The organism is Amycolatopsis silviterrae, assembly GCF_042684085.1.
Lineage (GTDB): Bacteria > Actinomycetota > Actinomycetes > Mycobacteriales > Pseudonocardiaceae > Amycolatopsis > Amycolatopsis silviterrae.
Genome location: NZ_JBHUKS010000011.1, coordinates 124,438 through 139,466 on the forward strand (window position 1 = coordinate 124,438; position 15,029 = coordinate 139,466).

General features: G+C 69.2%; 18 protein-coding genes. 7 read left to right on the forward strand and 11 right to left on the reverse strand.

Going from position 1 to position 15,029, the window contains the following annotated elements; all coding sequences use genetic code 11:
• Positions 1 to 133 precede the first annotated feature (133 nt).
• The gene (gene pepN, locus ACFSVL_RS16145) at positions 134 to 2,701 is read right to left on the reverse strand and encodes an aminopeptidase N (protein ID WP_378304888.1); all 2,568 of its coding nucleotides are present in this window, start codon (positions 2,699 to 2,701) and stop codon (positions 134 to 136) included.
• Between the two features lie 177 nt (positions 2,702 to 2,878).
• Between pepN and ACFSVL_RS16150 the strand changes: the two genes are divergently transcribed.
• Entirely contained in the window at positions 2,879 to 3,499 is a 621-nt protein-coding gene (locus ACFSVL_RS16150) for a mycothiol-dependent nitroreductase Rv2466c family protein (RefSeq protein ID WP_378304890.1), read from the forward strand.
• Between the two features lie 47 nt (positions 3,500 to 3,546).
• On the opposite strand, the gene ACFSVL_RS16155 is transcribed toward ACFSVL_RS16150, so the two are convergent.
• Positions 3,547 to 4,338, reverse strand: coding sequence for an MBL fold metallo-hydrolase (locus tag ACFSVL_RS16155; RefSeq protein WP_378304892.1), 792 nt, complete (start codon positions 4,336 to 4,338; stop codon positions 3,547 to 3,549).
• Positions 4,335 to 5,072 (reverse strand): 2-phosphosulfolactate phosphatase, encoded by a 738-nt coding sequence (locus tag ACFSVL_RS16160; protein WP_378304894.1) that lies wholly within the window; start codon positions 5,070 to 5,072, stop codon positions 4,335 to 4,337. Before ACFSVL_RS16160 ends, ACFSVL_RS16155 begins: the two co-directional genes overlap by 4 nt.
• A 44-nt stretch (positions 5,073 to 5,116) precedes the next feature.
• Here ACFSVL_RS16160 and ACFSVL_RS16165 point away from each other — a divergent pair, with 44 nt between their 5' ends.
• Both ACFSVL_RS16165 and ACFSVL_RS16170 read left to right on the forward strand, forming a co-directional pair.
• Positions 5,117 to 5,590, forward strand: coding sequence for a ribose-5-phosphate isomerase (locus tag ACFSVL_RS16165; protein ID WP_378304896.1), 474 nt, complete (start codon positions 5,117 to 5,119; stop codon positions 5,588 to 5,590).
• Positions 5,590 to 6,399 (forward strand): Fpg/Nei family DNA glycosylase, encoded by an 810-nt coding sequence (locus ACFSVL_RS16170; RefSeq protein ID WP_378304898.1) that lies wholly within the window; start codon positions 5,590 to 5,592, stop codon positions 6,397 to 6,399. The genes ACFSVL_RS16165 and ACFSVL_RS16170 overlap by 1 nt, the downstream gene beginning before the upstream one ends.
• A gap of 54 nt (positions 6,400 to 6,453) precedes the next feature.
• Here ACFSVL_RS16170 and ACFSVL_RS16175 read toward each other — a convergent pair whose 3' ends face one another.
• Positions 6,454 to 6,690 (reverse strand): hypothetical protein, encoded by a 237-nt coding sequence (locus ACFSVL_RS16175; protein ID WP_378304900.1) that lies wholly within the window; start codon positions 6,688 to 6,690, stop codon positions 6,454 to 6,456.
• Positions 6,691 to 6,766: 76 nt separating this feature from the next.
• Entirely contained in the window at positions 6,767 to 7,570 is an 804-nt protein-coding gene (locus tag ACFSVL_RS16180; RefSeq protein ID WP_378304902.1) for a hypothetical protein, read from the reverse strand.
• A gap of 142 nt (positions 7,571 to 7,712) precedes the next feature.
• Here ACFSVL_RS16180 and ACFSVL_RS16185 point away from each other — a divergent pair, with 142 nt between their 5' ends.
• The gene (locus tag ACFSVL_RS16185; RefSeq protein WP_378304904.1) at positions 7,713 to 8,588 is read left to right on the forward strand and encodes an LLM class F420-dependent oxidoreductase; all 876 of its coding nucleotides are present in this window, start codon (positions 7,713 to 7,715) and stop codon (positions 8,586 to 8,588) included.
• A 1-nt stretch (position 8,589) separates the two neighbouring features.
• The gene (locus ACFSVL_RS16190) at positions 8,590 to 9,030 is read left to right on the forward strand and encodes a nuclear transport factor 2 family protein (protein ID WP_378304906.1); all 441 of its coding nucleotides are present in this window, start codon (positions 8,590 to 8,592) and stop codon (positions 9,028 to 9,030) included.
• A 7-nt stretch (positions 9,031 to 9,037) separates the two neighbouring features.
• Here the strand turns inward: ACFSVL_RS16190 and ACFSVL_RS16195 are convergent, their stop codons facing one another.
• Both ACFSVL_RS16195 and ACFSVL_RS16200 read right to left on the reverse strand, forming a co-directional pair.
• Positions 9,038 to 9,901 (reverse strand): alpha/beta fold hydrolase, encoded by an 864-nt coding sequence (locus ACFSVL_RS16195; RefSeq protein WP_378304908.1) that lies wholly within the window; start codon positions 9,899 to 9,901, stop codon positions 9,038 to 9,040.
• 47 nt (positions 9,902 to 9,948) lie between these two features.
• Positions 9,949 to 10,416, reverse strand: coding sequence for a MarR family winged helix-turn-helix transcriptional regulator (locus tag ACFSVL_RS16200; protein ID WP_378304910.1), 468 nt, complete (start codon positions 10,414 to 10,416; stop codon positions 9,949 to 9,951).
• Between the two features lie 160 nt (positions 10,417 to 10,576).
• Here ACFSVL_RS16200 and ACFSVL_RS16205 point away from each other — a divergent pair, with 160 nt between their 5' ends.
• A complete protein-coding gene (locus ACFSVL_RS16205; protein ID WP_378304912.1) occupies positions 10,577 to 11,098 on the forward strand; it encodes a hypothetical protein in 522 nt (173 codons plus the stop codon).
• 1 nt (position 11,099) lies between these two features.
• Here ACFSVL_RS16205 and ACFSVL_RS16210 read toward each other — a convergent pair whose 3' ends face one another.
• Genes ACFSVL_RS16210 through ACFSVL_RS16220 form a run of 3 tightly spaced genes read right to left on the reverse strand, consistent with a single transcriptional unit; the run spans position 11,100 to position 13,665 of the window.
• On the reverse strand, positions 11,100 to 11,975 hold the full coding sequence (locus ACFSVL_RS16210) for a phosphotransferase family protein (RefSeq protein WP_378304914.1): 876 nt from the start codon (positions 11,973 to 11,975) through the stop codon (positions 11,100 to 11,102).
• A 44-nt stretch (positions 11,976 to 12,019) separates the two neighbouring features.
• Positions 12,020 to 12,682 (reverse strand): MSMEG_1061 family FMN-dependent PPOX-type flavoprotein, encoded by a 663-nt coding sequence (locus tag ACFSVL_RS16215; RefSeq protein ID WP_378304916.1) that lies wholly within the window; start codon positions 12,680 to 12,682, stop codon positions 12,020 to 12,022.
• A gap of 23 nt (positions 12,683 to 12,705) precedes the next feature.
• Entirely contained in the window at positions 12,706 to 13,665 is a 960-nt protein-coding gene (locus ACFSVL_RS16220) for a PDR/VanB family oxidoreductase (protein ID WP_378304918.1), read from the reverse strand.
• 65 nt (positions 13,666 to 13,730) lie between these two features.
• Between ACFSVL_RS16220 and ACFSVL_RS16225 the strand changes: the two genes are divergently transcribed.
• Entirely contained in the window at positions 13,731 to 14,378 is a 648-nt protein-coding gene (locus ACFSVL_RS16225) for a TetR/AcrR family transcriptional regulator C-terminal domain-containing protein (protein ID WP_378304920.1), read from the forward strand.
• 15 nt (positions 14,379 to 14,393) lie between these two features.
• Here the strand turns inward: ACFSVL_RS16225 and ACFSVL_RS16230 are convergent, their stop codons facing one another.
• Positions 14,394 to 14,954, reverse strand: coding sequence for a TetR/AcrR family transcriptional regulator (locus tag ACFSVL_RS16230; RefSeq protein ID WP_378304922.1), 561 nt, complete (start codon positions 14,952 to 14,954; stop codon positions 14,394 to 14,396).
• Positions 14,955 to 15,029 lie beyond the last annotated feature (75 nt).

Genomic DNA, 15,029 nt, shown 5'->3' on the forward strand with positions numbered 1-15,029 from the left:
GGACGGAGGGTGCTTGTCAAGGCATCTTTCCCGCCTTGACAAGCACCCTCCGTCCGTAGTCACAATCGGGCTTCGGGGTGCCCCCCGCCAAACGAGGAGCAATGTCGCCGCCAGGCGACGAGCCCCCGGAACATCAAACCTGGCTATCGAAGTCCCGAGCAGCCAGCGCCCGCACGATCCCGGCGCGCCCCTCCGAAACCAACCGCCGCAACGCCGCCGGATGCTCGCCCGCAAGCCACTCATCCGAAGCATTCACCGTGGCAGCCTCAACCGCCCAAGACGGATACAACCCAATCGCCGTAGGCTGCGCCCGCTCGCTGGACCGCCGAGCCCACACATCGTCAATAACCTCGAAGTACCGCTCGATGTACTCCCCAAGCAGATGCTTCTGCCCAGGATGCGAGAACCCGGAAATCAACGCGTCACTGACCGCATTGGGAATCTCGTCGTCGTAAATCGCCCGCTGCCAGGTATCCGCCTTAGCCTCCGCAGTAGGCCGCAACGCCCGAGACCGCTCGGCATGCCGCCGCCCAGCAGCGGTGTCATCCCGCTCCTGCTCAGCGTTGATCTCGTCCGCACCAGCCTTCCCGTGCGCCACCAACGCCTGCAGCAACCGCCACCGCAGGTCAGTGTCCACAGTCAGCCCAGGCAACGGCGCAGACCCATCCAGCCACCCAGCGATCGCGGTCAGGATCTCCTCGTCCAGCACACCCCCAGCCAGCGAGTTCACGAACGCCAGCTGATGGTCCGACCCGGCCTCCGCAGTCCGCGCCAACTCGAGCAACCGCCCGCTCAACGCAGGCCACCCCTCGGCAGCCGCCCACTTCTGGTCGGCATAGGAGTTGAGCGCGGTCTGCGCCTGCAGCAGCAGCCGCTGCACCACGCCGACCTCGCTCTCGGCGTGAATCCCGCGCGCCACCAGCGTCACGAAGTCGCGGGCCTTCAGCTCGGCCTCGCGGGTCATCTCCCACGCCGCCGACCAGCACAGCGTGCGCGGCAGCGAGTCGGTGATGTCGCCGATCCGGTCGATCAGCGTGGTGAGCGACGCCGGGTCGAGGCGCATCCGGCAGTAGGTCAGGTCGTCGTCGTTGACCAGCACGAGCTTGCCCGCGGCCTGGCCGACGAGGTCCGGCACCTCGGTGCGCTCGCCGGTGACGTCCAGTTCGACGCGGCGGGTGCGGACGATCTTGCCGTCGCCGTCCTCGTCGTAGACGCCGACCGCGACGCGGTGCGTGCGCAGTTCGCCCGCGCCCGGCTTCGCGCCGGTCTGCACGACGGCGAACGACGCGAAGGTGCCGTCGGGCGCGATCTCGTAGCGCGGGCTGAGCGAGTTGAGGCCGGTGGTCTCCAGCCATTCCGCGCTCCACCACGACAGGTCGCGGCCGGACGCTTCCTCCAGCGCCGCCAGCAGGTCGGCGAGCGTGGCGTTGCCCCACGCGTGCTTGCCGAAGTACACCTTGAGGCCGTCGAGGAAGTGCTCGATGCCGACGTAGGCCACGAGCTGCTTGAGCACGCTCGCGCCCTTGGCGTAGGTGATGCCGTCGAAGTTCACCTCGACCGCGTGCAGGTCGACGATGTCGGCCGCGATCGGGTGCGTCGAGGGCAGCTGGTCCTGCCGGTAGGCCCAGGACTTCTCGATGTTCGCGAAGCTGGTCCACGCGTTCTTGTACTCGGTCGCCTCGGCCTGGGCGAACACGCTCGCGAAGGTCGCGAACGACTCGTTCAGCCACAGGTCGTCCCACCAGCGCATGGTGACCAGGTCGCCGAACCACATGTGCGCCATCTCGTGCAGCAGCGTCTCGGCGCGCCGCTCGTAGGCGTAGCGGGTGACGCGGCTGCGGAAGACGTAGTCCTCGAGGAAGGTGACCGCGCCGGCGTTCTCCATCGCGCCCGCGTTGAACTCCGGCACGAACAGCTGGTCGTACTTGGAGAACGGGTACGGGGTGCCGAATTTCTCGTGGTAGAAGGCGAAACCCTGCTTGGTTTCGACGAACAGCCGGTCGGCGTCCATGTGCTCGGCGAGCGACGCGCGGCAGTAGATGCCGAGCGGGATGGTGCGGTGCTCGTCGCTGAACTCGTCGTGCCATTCGGCGTACGGGCCGGCGACCAGCGCCACCAGATAGGTGGAAATGCGCTCGGACTCGGCGAACTGGGTGCGGCGCGCGCCGTCCTCGGTGTCCTCGGCGCTCTGGACCAGCGCGTTGGACACGACCTTCCAGTCGCGCGGCGCGTGCACCGCGACCCGGTAGACCGACTTGAGGTCCGGCTGGTCGAAGCAGGCGAACATGCGCTTGGCGTCGGCGGTCTCGAACTGGGTGTAGAGGTACACGCCGTCGTCGACCGGGTCCACGAAGCGGTGCAGGCCCTCGCCGGTGTTCATGTAGCGGCAGTCCGCGGTGACGACGAGTTCGTTCTCCGCGGCGAGACCGGGCAGCGCGATGCCCTTTTCCTCGGCGTAGCCGCTGACGTCGAGCTCGGCGCCGTTCAGCACGGCGGAGCGGACGCCCTCGGCGACGAGGTCGATCCACGAGGCTTCGCCGGGACGGCTGCTGGAGAACCGCACCGTGGTGGTGGAGCGGAAGGTCTTCTCCCCTGGACGGCCGTTGCCGTCGGTCAGGTCCAGCTCGATGTCGTAGGACGACACGTCCAGCAGGCCGGAGCGCTGCTTGGCTTCGTCACGCGTCAGGTTGGGGGCGGGCACGGGCACCTCTGGTCTTCGGTTCCGGTTGGCACGACGTTCAGCATCCAATCATGACGCGCCCGGGAGCGGCGACCAGGGAACAATGCGGAGGGTTCCCCGCGTTGCCTCGCAGTGCGGGGGTTTGCCCCGCCCTCCGGCGCATGCCGGGGAGCAGCCTCGCCGAGGAGCCCGTGAAAAATGACTGACTCGTCCCAGCCCACGACGGTCGATTTCTACTTCGACCCGGTCTGCCCGTTCGCGTGGATCGCGTCGCGGTGGATCCTCGAGGTCGAAAAGCACCGCGAGCTGGACCTGACCTTCCGGGTGATGAGCCTGTCGGTCCTGAACGAAGGCCGCGAAGAGCTGCCGGAGCGCTACAAGGCGCTGCTGAGCTCGGGCTGGGCTCCGGTCCGCGTCGCCACCGCGCTGGCGCAGCTCGAAGGCCAGGAAGCGGTCCGGAACTTCTACACCGAGTTCGGCACCCGCTACCACAACCAGCACAACGAGGACCGCAAGCTCGTCATCAAGGAGGCGCTGGCGGCGATCGGCGCCCCGGCCGAATACGCCGAATACGGCGAAACGACCGAGTACGACGAGGCCGTGCGCAAGAGCCACCACGAGGGCATGGACCCGGTCGGCATGGACGTCGGCACGCCGACCATCCACGTCAACGGAACCGCGTTCTTCGGCCCGGTGCTGTCGTCGATCCCGCGCGGCGAGGACGCGCTGAAGGTGTTCGACGGCGCGGTCGCGCTGGCCAGCTACCCGGACTTCTTCGAGCTGAAGCGCACCCGGACCGGGGACCTCAACTTCGACTGAGCGACTCCCTCGTGAGTGTTGATCGCGGTTCTAACCGTGATCAACACTCACGAGAACCCGAGCGCCGCCTTAGTAACGTCCTCGGGATACGGCGAGCGACGCAACGCCTCCTCGCGCGGCACCTTGGCCGTCTTCAGCTCGTGCAGCCGCAGCAGCCCGTCGCGATGCCTCCGCACGAACGCCTTGTCCACCGGCTCGCCATGGCCAGGCACGATCACCCGCGGTTCGAGCGCGAGCAGCGCGTCCATCGCGAGGGCCCAGGCGTCGAGCTGGTCATCCGGGCCGAACGAGTACGCAGTGAACCCGTGGGGCCCGTGTTCCACGACATCTCCGGCGAAGACGACGTCCGCGTCAGGCACGTGCACCAGGAGATCGTGGTCGGTGTGTGCCGGTCCAGGGTGCACGAGCGCGACGGTGCGGCCGCCGAGGTCGAGTTCGGCGCGGTCGGCCACCAGCCGGTCCGGCGGCATGAGCCCGGTGCGTTCGATGGCGTCGGCGATGTCCGGCTTGCCGTCCTTGCGGTAGCGGGCGGCCCATTTTTGTTTGTCCGCTTCGCCGTTGTGCAGCATGGCCTGCAGACAGCCGGGGTGGGCCCAGACGTCGCAGGGCAGGAACGGCGTGGTGCCGAAAGAGTGATCGAAATGCGCGTGCGTGTAGACGACCGACCACGGCAGCTCGGTCAGCTCGCGCACGGCGGCGGCGAATTCGGCACCCTGGTCGACGTCGCCGCGGGTGTCGATCACCAGGCACTGCTCCTGGCCGAGGACGAGCCCGGTGGTGAGGTCCAGCTCGTCGTACCGGCGGGCGAAAATCCCGTCGGCGACCTCGGTCCAGCTCATTGCCCCTCCAGGATTCCGTGCGACAGCCTCGCCACGCTACCGCTGACGTCCTGCTGGGCCGCGAGAATTACGTCGTTCCCGTGGCCCGCGGCGGCGAGTTCCCGGCCGGAGGTGCAGGCGCGCAGTGCGGCCGGTACGTCGGTGGCCGCGCAGGCAGCGGCGGCCAGCGCGGCTTCGGCGGACCGGGAGCCGGTCAGCGCGCTGACGATCGCGCCCGCGCCGAGGTGGTCCTCGACGCACGGCCGCAGCGGGCCGAACTCGGTGCTGCCGCCGGAGATGTCGATGCCCCAGCGTTCCCCGGCGGGAATGACGCCGATCGGCCGTCCGTCGGCGATTTCCATGGCTCTCGTCGCCGCGGCCGACGCATTCCGCAGGCATCCGGTCAGCACGTGCGCGCCGGTTTTGGCCGCGGCCGCGCAGAGCGTCGCGCCGTTGGGGGAGGGGAGGGCGAGGAGCGTGCCGGACGGGATCTCCGTCACAGAAGACGGCCGGAGCGTCCACGCCTCTTCGCCCGCGACGACCGCTCCCGCCCCGCGCGCCTCGGCGATCCCGCGGTCGTCCCGCCAGCGCACCGGCAGCACGCGGCCGCCGCGGCTGACGACGAGATCCGTTGTGGTGCTGAAGGAAAGCACGTCCACGATGATCAGCACGGCGCATTCCCGGCCGAGCGCCCGGACGCCTTCGCCGCCCCATTCGAGCCGGACGCCGGCTCCGGACTGCGTTCCGATCTCCACCCCCGGAGCATGCCGGGTCCGCGGCGAGATGGCACACTCCCGCTGTGCGTGTCTACTTGGGATCCGACCATGCCGGTTTCGAGCTGAAGAACCACCTTGTCCGCCACCTCGGCGAACAGGGGCACGAGGTGACCGACATCGGTCCGTTCGTCTACGACGCGGCCGACGACTACCCGGCGTTCTGCGTCGAGACCGCGCGCCGCGTGGCCGCCGACGAGGGCAGCCTCGGGATCGTCATCGGCGGGTCCGGCAACGGCGAGCAGATCGCCGCGAACAAGGTGCAGGGCATCCGCGCCGGCCTCGGCTGGAGCGTCGAGACCGCGCAGCTGACCCGGCAGCACAACCACGCCCAGGTGCTGGGCGTCGGCGCGCGGATGCACACCGAAGAGCAGGCCACCGAGATCGTCGAGGCGTTCCTGGCCACGCCGGTCGACCCGGAAGAGCGCCACGCGCGGCGCGTGCAGCAGCTGCTCGACTACGAGCGCACCGGCACCCCGCCGGCGTTGCCGGAGGCCTGATGCCCGAGGGGCACACGCTCCATCGGCTCGCCCGTCTCCACAAACGCCGGTACGCGGGCGGACCGGTCGCGGTCAGCAGTCCGCAGGGCCGGTTCGCCGCGGAGGCGGGAAAACTTGACGGGCAGGTGCTCGTTTCCGCTGAGGCGTACGGGAAACACCTGTTTCACGATTACGGTCCTATCGGGACGGTTCATGTCCACTTAGGTCTGTACGGCACCTTCGGCGAAGCGCCGTTGCCTGCGGCGGCGCCGGTCGGCCAGGTGCGGATGCGGCTCGTCGGCCGCACCCACTGGACCGACCTGCGCGGCCCGACCCGGTGCGAACTGCTCGACCCAGTCCAGGTCGACGCGATCAAGGCCCGGCTCGGTCCGGACCCGTTGCGTCGCGACGCCAAGCCGGATCGTGCTTGGGACCGGATCTCGCGGTCTCGTACGACGATCGCGGCGTTGCTGATGGACCAGGCTGTGCTGGCTGGGGTCGGGAATGTGTATCGCGCGGAAGTGCTGTTCCGGCACGGGGTTTCGCCGATGGTGCCGGGGCGTTCGCTGGACCGGGCGCTGTGGGATGACATCTGGGCAGACCTGGTGACGCTGATGCGCGCCGGGGTGCGGGTCGGGCGGATCGACACGGTCGCGGCGGAGCATCTGCCCGAGGCGATGGGACGGGCGCCGCGGGAGGACCGGCACGGGGGCGAGGTTTACGTGTACCGGCGGGCCGGGATGCCGTGTCTGGTGTGCGGGACGCCGGTGGCGCAGAAGGAATTGGCGGCGCGGAATCTTTATTGGTGCCCTACTTGCCAGCCTGCTTGAGTTCGGCGGTTGGACGCGAGAGCGGCTCTCGTATTGCTGGCCGCTTATTGTTCGTCAACGGTCGATCGAGCGCAGGGCCTCGTGCGGTGTGCGGCCGGTCGCCTCGGCGAGGGCGGTGACTGCCGCCGCGGCCAGTGCGACCAGGTTCAGCGCCGCCAGCCGCGCGTCCTGCCGGACGGCGGCGTCGGTGAGGTTGGAGACATCCGCGTCCTCGTCGGCGAGGTAGGACGCCACGGCTTCAACCGCGGCACGGCGCAGGTTCGCCTGATTTTTCCGTTCGCTGCTGGGCATCCGGCCAGTTTCCTCCTGCGGGAACGACGAAGGCCCCGCGGCTAATCTGCCACGGGGCCTTCACCGGAGTCATCGGTCAGAAGTCGAAGCCGCCGCCGTCAAACCCGCCGCCGTCGAAGCCGCCCGCATCGAAGCCGCCGCCGATGTCCTGGCTGCCGTCGAAGCCGCCGCCGTCGAAACCTCCTCCGTCGAAGCCGTCGGCGCCGCCGCCTGCGTCCAGGGCGTCTGCCTGGCCCGCGTCATAGCCCGACTCCCAGGCCGAGGCGCTGGCGATGCCGCCCATGCCGGAGAACATCGCGCTGAACAGGAACATCGAGCCAAGGCCCCACGCGCCGGCGACGAGCGCGGGCTTCCACCACGGCTCGCTGTACCAGCCCTGCGGCACCGGGCGGCCCGCGACGCGGCCGCCGGGGTAGTAGTACGGCGTGTCCTGGCCCGGGTCGGGCGAGGCCGCGTAGTGCTGGCCTTCGACGTCCACGTCGCGGCGTTCGGTGACCTTGCCCGCGCGTTCGCGTTCGGCCTCGTCCGGCAGCGCGGGGCCGGGGTCCATGCCCATCGCGGTGCGCGCGGCGCGCACGTAGTAGAGGCCTTCGACGGCGGTTTCCTTCACCAGCCGGGCCTGTTCGATCGTCTTGGCCTGTTCCAGCTGCGAACCGGCGGCGTTGTAGCGCTCGCTCGCGTCGGCCATCGCCTGCTGGGAGGCGGTGTCGGTGCCGGTGATGTTGAGGACCTGGCCGCCGAGGCGTTCGACGAGCCGGCGCGCGTCGGCCTTGGCGTCGTCGAGCTGGCTCTGTCTGGTCGCGGCCTGCTTCCTGGCCAGGTACAACCCGCCCCCGACGATGACGACGACCAGCACGATCAGGAGGATCGCGGTGCCCATGGGTCACTCCGTGTCTCGATCTGACGCGACGGCCGGGCAGCCGTCTCTGAAACGGACAACGCGGACCGTGCGCGGAGAGTTCCCGGCGGCGCCTCCGATCGGGCGGTGGCAGGCAAAACTAGAACACGTTATAGTCCGCGGCATGAAGTTCTCCTTGTCGATCGCGATGAGCCCGCTCGACCAGCTCGGCGGGCTGGCCCGCGCCGCCGAGGAGGCCGGGTTCTCCTCGATCGTGCTGCCCGATTCGCTCTTCTACTCCGAAAAGGTGTCCGCCGACTATCCCTACACGCCGGACGGAAGCCGGTTCTGGGACGAGGAGACGCCCTGGGCGGATCCGCTGGTCGCGACCGCCTCGATGGGCGCGGTGACCGAGCGGATCCAGTTCTACACGTCGGTGCTGAAGCTCGGCTCGCGCAATCCGGTGCTGCTCGCCCGCCAGGTCAACTCGGTCGCCGCGCTGACCGGCGGCAGGTTCGGGCTCGGGCTGGGGATCGGCTGGTCGCCGGAGGAATTCGAATGGTGCGGAGCGCCGTACGCGCGCCGCGGCAAACGGTTCGACGAGGCGATCGAGGTGCTGCGGCTGATCCTCAGCGGCGACATGGTCGAGTTCCACGGCGAGTTCTTCGACTTCGACAAGCTCAAGATGAGCCCGAAGCCGCCGTCGCGGGTGCCGTTCTACATCGGCGGGCACACCGACGTCGCGCTGCGTCGGGCCGCGCGGGTCGCGGACGGCTGGTCGTCCGCGATGATGACGCTCGACCAGCTGCGCGAAACCATCGGCAAGCTCAAGGGCCTGCTCGCCGAGCGCGGGCGCGGCGGCGATCCGTTCGAGTTCCAGGCGGTATGCGTCGACCGGTTCGGGCTCGACGGGTTCCGCGAGCAGGCCGAGGCGGGCGTCACCGACGCGATCACCATGCCGTGGGTGTTCGAGGGACACGGGTTCGGCGCCGAACTGGGCCCGAAGGTCGACGCGATCCGCAAGTTCGGCGACGAGATCATCGCGAAAATCGAGGAGTGACATGGGTGTCGAGGTCTGCTGGGACCCCGCGGCTAAGCAGCCGCCCGCGCGGGAAGCGGCGTTCAAGTCGATGACGGCGGCGACCGCCGGGGACAAGGACGGCTGGCTCGCGCTGTTCGCCCCGGACGCGTGCGTCGAGGACCCGGTCGGGCCGTCGATGTTCGACGAGGAGGGCAAGGGCCACCACGGGCGCGACGGCCTCTCCGCCTTCTGGGACAAGACGATCGGGAACGTCGAGAAGTTCGAGTTCGTGATCCGCGATTCGCACGCGGCCGGGTCGGAGGTCGCGAACGTCGGCACCATCACCACGTTCCTGCCGGGCGGCTACCGGGTCGACACCGACGGGGTGTTCGTCTACCGGGTCAACGAGGACGGGCTGGTCGTTTCGATGCGCGCGTTCTGGGAGACGGAGCGGGCGATGGCGACGGCGCGGCAGGTCTGACGCCGTGTCAGCCCGGGTTCGCTTCGGCAAAGTCAAGCACGCGGGCGGTGACCAGGCCGGGTTGCTGCAGCGTCAAGGCGTGCGTGGCGCCTGGCACGATTTCCGTGCGGATGCGGGGATTCTTCAGCGCCGCGACCCGGTCGGCGACCTCGCGGGCGCGGTGGATGTGGCTGCGTTCGCCGAGGACGAGCAGAACGGGAACTTCGATCGCGCGGAGTTCGTTGTCGGTGAAGACGTGCTGCGGCGGTAGTTGTGCTTTGTAGGCGAAGGTGGCGAACAGCAGCGGCCGCAGGGTGCGCCGTACCTCCGGGTCGCCGGCGACGATCCGGCGCTGGATCGCGGCGGGCAGCAGCCACGGGCCGATTTCCTTGAGCGCCCAGAGGACGAACTTCGCGACGTTGATCGCCGCGAATCCGGCCGGTTCCAGGCCGATCACGCCCGCGATCCGGCCGGGAGAACGGGTCGCGAGGTTCAGCGCGAGGAAACCGCCGCGCGAAACGCCGGCGAGGCACACTTTTTCGTGGCCGAGGCTGTCGAGGACTTCGGAAAGCCATTCCGCGAGGTCGTCGTCGGTGCGTACCGCGACGGTCTCGACCGAGTGGCCCGGTTCGCCGATCGAATCGATGGCGTAGACCGGATGGCGGGCGGCTAGTTCGGCGAGGTGCGGGTACCAGGACAGGGACGAGCCCATGACGCCGTGCAGCAGCACGATCGGCGTGCCGCCGGCGGGGCCGCTGCTACGGACGCGAGTGGGGCCGAACTTCGTTTCGACGTCCCGTTCCTCGGCCGGAACCGGCCACTTCCGCAGGGCCTCCGCGTAGGCGGCGAAGTAGCGTTCTTGTGCTTTCGGGTTGGCGAAAGTTCCCGGCATCGTCCCTCCCCAAGACGGGCTACCGTGCACTTCCACCTTAGCAGCGGTCAGGCGTTGTCCAGGCGCAGCAAGGTGTTCAGCAGGTTTCCGCCGGGCAGTCCCTCGTCGCCGAAGATCCGGTGCTGCACCTCGATCACGAGCGGCAGCGCGGCGCGCAGGGCGGCCCCGCCAGGGTCGGTGACCTCGACGCGTTTGGCCCGGACGTCCTCGGCGCTGCGGGCGCGGGCGACGAATCCCTTGCGCTCCAGCGTTTTGAGGATCTGCGACACCTGCATCGGGTGGATGTCGCCGGACGCGGCCAGGCCGGACTGGGTCACCGGGCCGCCGGTGCGGTTCAGCCAGGCGGCGAGCGCGAGCGTCTGGAACTGCAGGTGGGTCAGGTCGAGCGGGGAGAGTGCCTGGTCGACCTCACGGACGTAGCGGTGCACGACGCGCCACATCACGAAGCCCACCGCGTTCTCGGGGGCGCCGAGCGAGGCGGTGGCGAAGAGTTCGGCGAGCGCGTCCTTGTCCATCGGGAGGCATCGTAGCGGTTGGCGCTGGGTAGTAAACGCGTTTAGTTCTGAGGGTGAGAGAGCGGGCGCCGAGATAGTTCCGTGGTTTAGTGCGTTGTTTGACGAGAACCGGCGGTTGTTTGGGGAGGATTGGCGGCCGGAGTTGCTGAATGCTTAGGGCGTGGCGGCGGACGAGTGGTTTGAATACCACGGGGATCTCGGCGAGGACGAGCGACGCTTCGTCGAGGCGCTTCGGGTTCGCGCGGCCGGTTGGCCCGCGAAGCCGATCGACAGCCAGGTGGACCCGCCCAGCCCGGATCTTCCGCTGGTCGCCTGGCTGGACCTGAGCGATCCCGCCGAGCGGCTCGTCCTCCTGACCGTCGGCGTGCATCTCGACGGCCGGACTCTGCGCGGCGACGAGCTGCACAACCAGCTGCTCACCTTGCCGGACGTGCCGACCAGTCTCGCCTTCGCCGCGACCGGCGGACCGAGCGAGCTGGCGGCGAGCGCGGCGGACTGGTTCGAGGCGATCTTGCGTCGCCCGGTCGTGCGTTGCGAATGGACGCACCGGAGGCAGGTTTACGCCTGCACCTACCTGTTCGCCGACACCGGGGACAGGCTCGTAATCATGCATAATCGCAAGCTCGCCCCGTCGCGCCGAAGAAAGCGCGGGAAGCCGGACACCGTCACGCGCATCCGGTGAGCTAGGCCGCCAGCTCCTCGAACAGGCCTTCCAGTGCGATGCGGTCGTCCTCGGTCCCGGTGTGCGGCGCGGCGAACCAGTCGGAATACTCGCGCAGTTCGGAGAGCCGCCAGTCGAGGGCGAACAGTTCCATCATTTCCGGGTCAAGGCCCGCGGCGTCCGGCAGGTCGGCGTAGTCGCGTTCGCGCGGGGCGACGGCGAGGGTTTCCCAGTCGACCAGGCGCAGGCCGTCGGGGGTGGTGACCTGGTTGTCGTTGTGCGGTTCGCCGTGGGTGGGGACCCAGGTGTCCCGGCGGGAGGCGGCGAGGGCGGACAGTTCCCGGTACCGGGCGGTCCAGCGGGTGATCTCGTCGCTGCGGGCGGCCAAAGCGGCGCGGGCCTCTTCGGCGAGCGGGCCGGACGTCCACGGGGCGGCGGTGCGGGACCGCAGTTCGGCGGCGAATTCCGGGCCGACTTGAGGGGACCAGTGCCGCAGCCCGGCGGGAGGCGGGGCGTGGTGCAGGGCGTCCAGCGCGGCGAGAATTGCCGGTTTGTCGACCTCGTCCTCCGCGGGGCTGCGGCCGTTCAGCATCGGGGTGACGCTGAGTGCGCTGGCTCCGATGCCGGCGGTGAAACGTCCGGACCGCGTGGGCAGCGGGGCGCAGACGAACTCCAGCCCGGACGCGGCCAGTTCTGCGGCGCTCGCGTAGGTGCTTTCCAGCGACGCCGCGGTGTGCCGGGGTTCGAGCTGGTCCAGCGTGACGAACAGGGTTTCGGCGCGCCAGTGGTGTGCGCCGAAACCCCAAGGCAGATAAGCGATCTCGGTGACGGGCCGCCAGTGTTCGGCGAGTGCTTCGGTGATGGCGGCGTCGGTGACGAAGGAAGGTCGGGATCGCACGAAACGGATCGTAGGGACAATTCAGCGACAGTGGCAACGGAGTTTCAGAACAGGTCGTTCTGGTACTTGTCGTCGACCATGTCGTAGAGGGCGCCGTTGACGAGGTCGCCGAGGCTGTTGTTGATCTTCTGCGCCTGTTCGGCGATGCTGAGGGTGTAGAAATCCCCGCCGAGGGTCACCGCTTCGGCGAGGCCGCGCGTGTCGCCTTCCCAGAGCCGGGCCCGGATCACGGCTTTCCCGCATTGGCCGAACACCTCGCGCACCCGGACGATCGTCGCGAGCACCGCGGGTTTGCTGTCCGCGCTGAGCATGCCCAGCAGTTCCGGGTCGTCGGTGACGAAGGCGTCGCCGTTGACCCGGATCACCTCGCGCACGCCGGGCACGAAGAAGACGAGCCCGATCGACGGGTTGGCGGTGATGTTTTCGAAGGTGTCGGCCAGTTTGTTGCCCGGACGGTCGGGGATGGCGAGCGTCCACGGGTCCAGGACCCGCACCGAACCGGGCGGGTCGCCTTTCGGGCTGACGTCCACCATGCCGTCCGCGCCGATGGTGGCGGCGCAGAAGAACGGGCTGTGCGCGATGAACCGGATGGAGAATTCGCCGAGGTAGGTTTCCTTTTTCTCGGCGATGAACTGGTCCGGGAAGCCGATGATTTCCCGGATGCGCGCCATGGTGATCGGCTTGTAGTCGTCTGCCGCGGTGTTCATGATTTCTCCCTTCACCGGTCGAGTCACAGGTCGAGGACCAGACGTGGGGTGCAGGCCCGGGACACGCAGATGAACATCCGGTCGCCCGCCGCTTGTTCGCTCGCGGAGAGGATCCCGTCGCGGTGGTCGGGGACGCCGTCGAGCACCTTGGTCTCGCACGAGCCGCAGATCCCGGACCGGCACGAGGTCACCGTTGGGATGCCTGCCTTGTCCAGTGCGTTGACGATGCTTTCGTCGGCTCCGACGGAGACCGTTTTCTTCGAGGCCGCGCATTCCACTTCGACCGGCTTGTTCTCCGCCGGGGCGAGCTGCGGGGCCTTGAAACGTTCCAGGTGCAGTGCTTCGGCGGGCCAGTTCTCCGCCGCGGTGTCCAAATCGGACAGCAGGGAGGCCGGGCCGCAGGCGTAGACCTTCGCGCCCGCCTCGACGGGCCTTTCGAGTTCAGCCAGCGGGATGCGGCCGGCGGTGTCCGACGGATGACAGCGCACTCGCTTGCCGTAGCCGCCGAGTTCGTCGAGAAAGGGCATCGACGCGCTGGTGCGGCCGCCGAAAAACAGCTGCCAGTCCGCGCCTTGCGCTTCCGCCGCGCGGACCATCGGCAGGATCGGCGTGATGCCGATGCCGCCCGCCACGAAAACGTACGACCCGGCGGGGCCGAAGCCGAAATTGTTGCGCGGGCCTTTGATCGAGATGCGCTGCCCGGGGCGGAGAAACGCGTGCACGTATTCCGAACCGCCGCGGCTCGCGCGTTCCCGGCGGACGCCGATCCGGTAGTACGAGCGTTCGCCGGGCGGGCCGCAGAGCGAGTACTGCCGTTCGAGGCCGTTCGGCAGCACGAGGTCGATGTGCGCGCCCGGAGCCCAGCTCGGCAGCGGGTTTCCGGCCGCGGAAGCCAGGTCGATCGAGACGACGCCGTCGGCCTCCCAGCGCAGCTGCCGGACGACGACGTCCAGCGAGCCTGCGGGTCCGGCATTCGGGGCCATGGGCTCCCTCCTTTGTTAACGTTGTTACTTGCCGCCTCGCCGAGGGTATTGGTAACGTCGTTAACATGTCAACCGAGACGAAACGGGCGGGAATCGCGGCGACGCGCGCCGAGCGGGCGGTGCGGGAGGCGCTGGACCTGGTCGACGCCGGCGGGCTGGAATCGCTCACCATGCGCCAGCTGGCCGACCGGCTCGGGTTGCACCTGCCCGCGATCTACCGGCTGTTCGACGGCAAGGACGCGCTGATCGACGAGATGGCCGAGGCGATCTTGGCCGGCGCGGTCGCGAATCTGCCCGCCGAGGACAGCGGCTGGGAGAACCGGGTGCGGAGCCTGGCGGGCGGATTGCGTTCGGCGCTGCTCGCGTACCGGGACGGGGCGCGGATCGTCGGCGGGAACTATGCCGCCAAGCGCAGCAATCTGACCTATGTGGACACTCTGCTTGGCTGCATGCTGGCCTCCGGGCTGTCGCGGAAGCAGGCGTTTTGGGCGTCTAGTGCGGTGTTTTGCTACGTGCTGGGGGAGGCGCTCGAGGAGCAGGGCGCTACGGGGGACGAGATCGAGGTGCTCAAGGGAGTGCTGGGGGCGCGGCAGTATCCGCATCTGGAGTCGGGGCCGGTGGAGTCGCTGCTCGACTTCGAGGAGCGGTTCGAGTTCGGGCTGGAGCTGCTGCTTGCCGGGGTGCGGGCGGTCGTGAGTGTTCCTGCCGGTTAGAACCGGTGTTGCCACTCACGAGGACGGACTTATCCCCGCCACCGCGATCCGGAACAGCCTCCGGGCCTCGCCTTCCGGGTCGGTATGGCGCTCCGTGGTGAGAGTGATGCCGACGATCAGGGCGATCAGGTCCCCCACCGTCACGTCCGGCGAAACGGCACCGTCACGGGCGGCGTGGGCCAGCAGCGGGGCGGCGGACTCTTCCAGCGTCATCGAGCAGGAGTTGCCGTGTACGGGGTCGGGCGTGTCGTACGCCAGGGCAGCCGCGAGGCCGCGCGCGGTGACGCAGTAGCTGACCACGTCGTCCAGCCATTCGAGAAGCGCGCGGCGGCTGTCGGGCTCGCCGGCCAGTTCTTGGGCGCGCGCGGCCAGTAGTGCGATCCGTTCTTGCGAGACCGCTTCCAGCAGCGCGTGCCGGGTCGGGAAGTGGCGGCGCACGGTCGCCGAGCCGACCCCGGCGGTGCGCGCGATCTGTTCCAGCGACGCGTTCGCCCCGTGTGCGGCGACCTCCGCCTCGGCCACTTCGAGGATTCGCGCGTAGTTGCGGCGCGCGTCGGCGCGTTGCTGGCCGGGCATGGCGTGACCTCCGGGTTTGCTAAGTGGCGGGCCCCGCCGTATCGTAGCGGACACGAAACGGCGGGGTCCGCCACT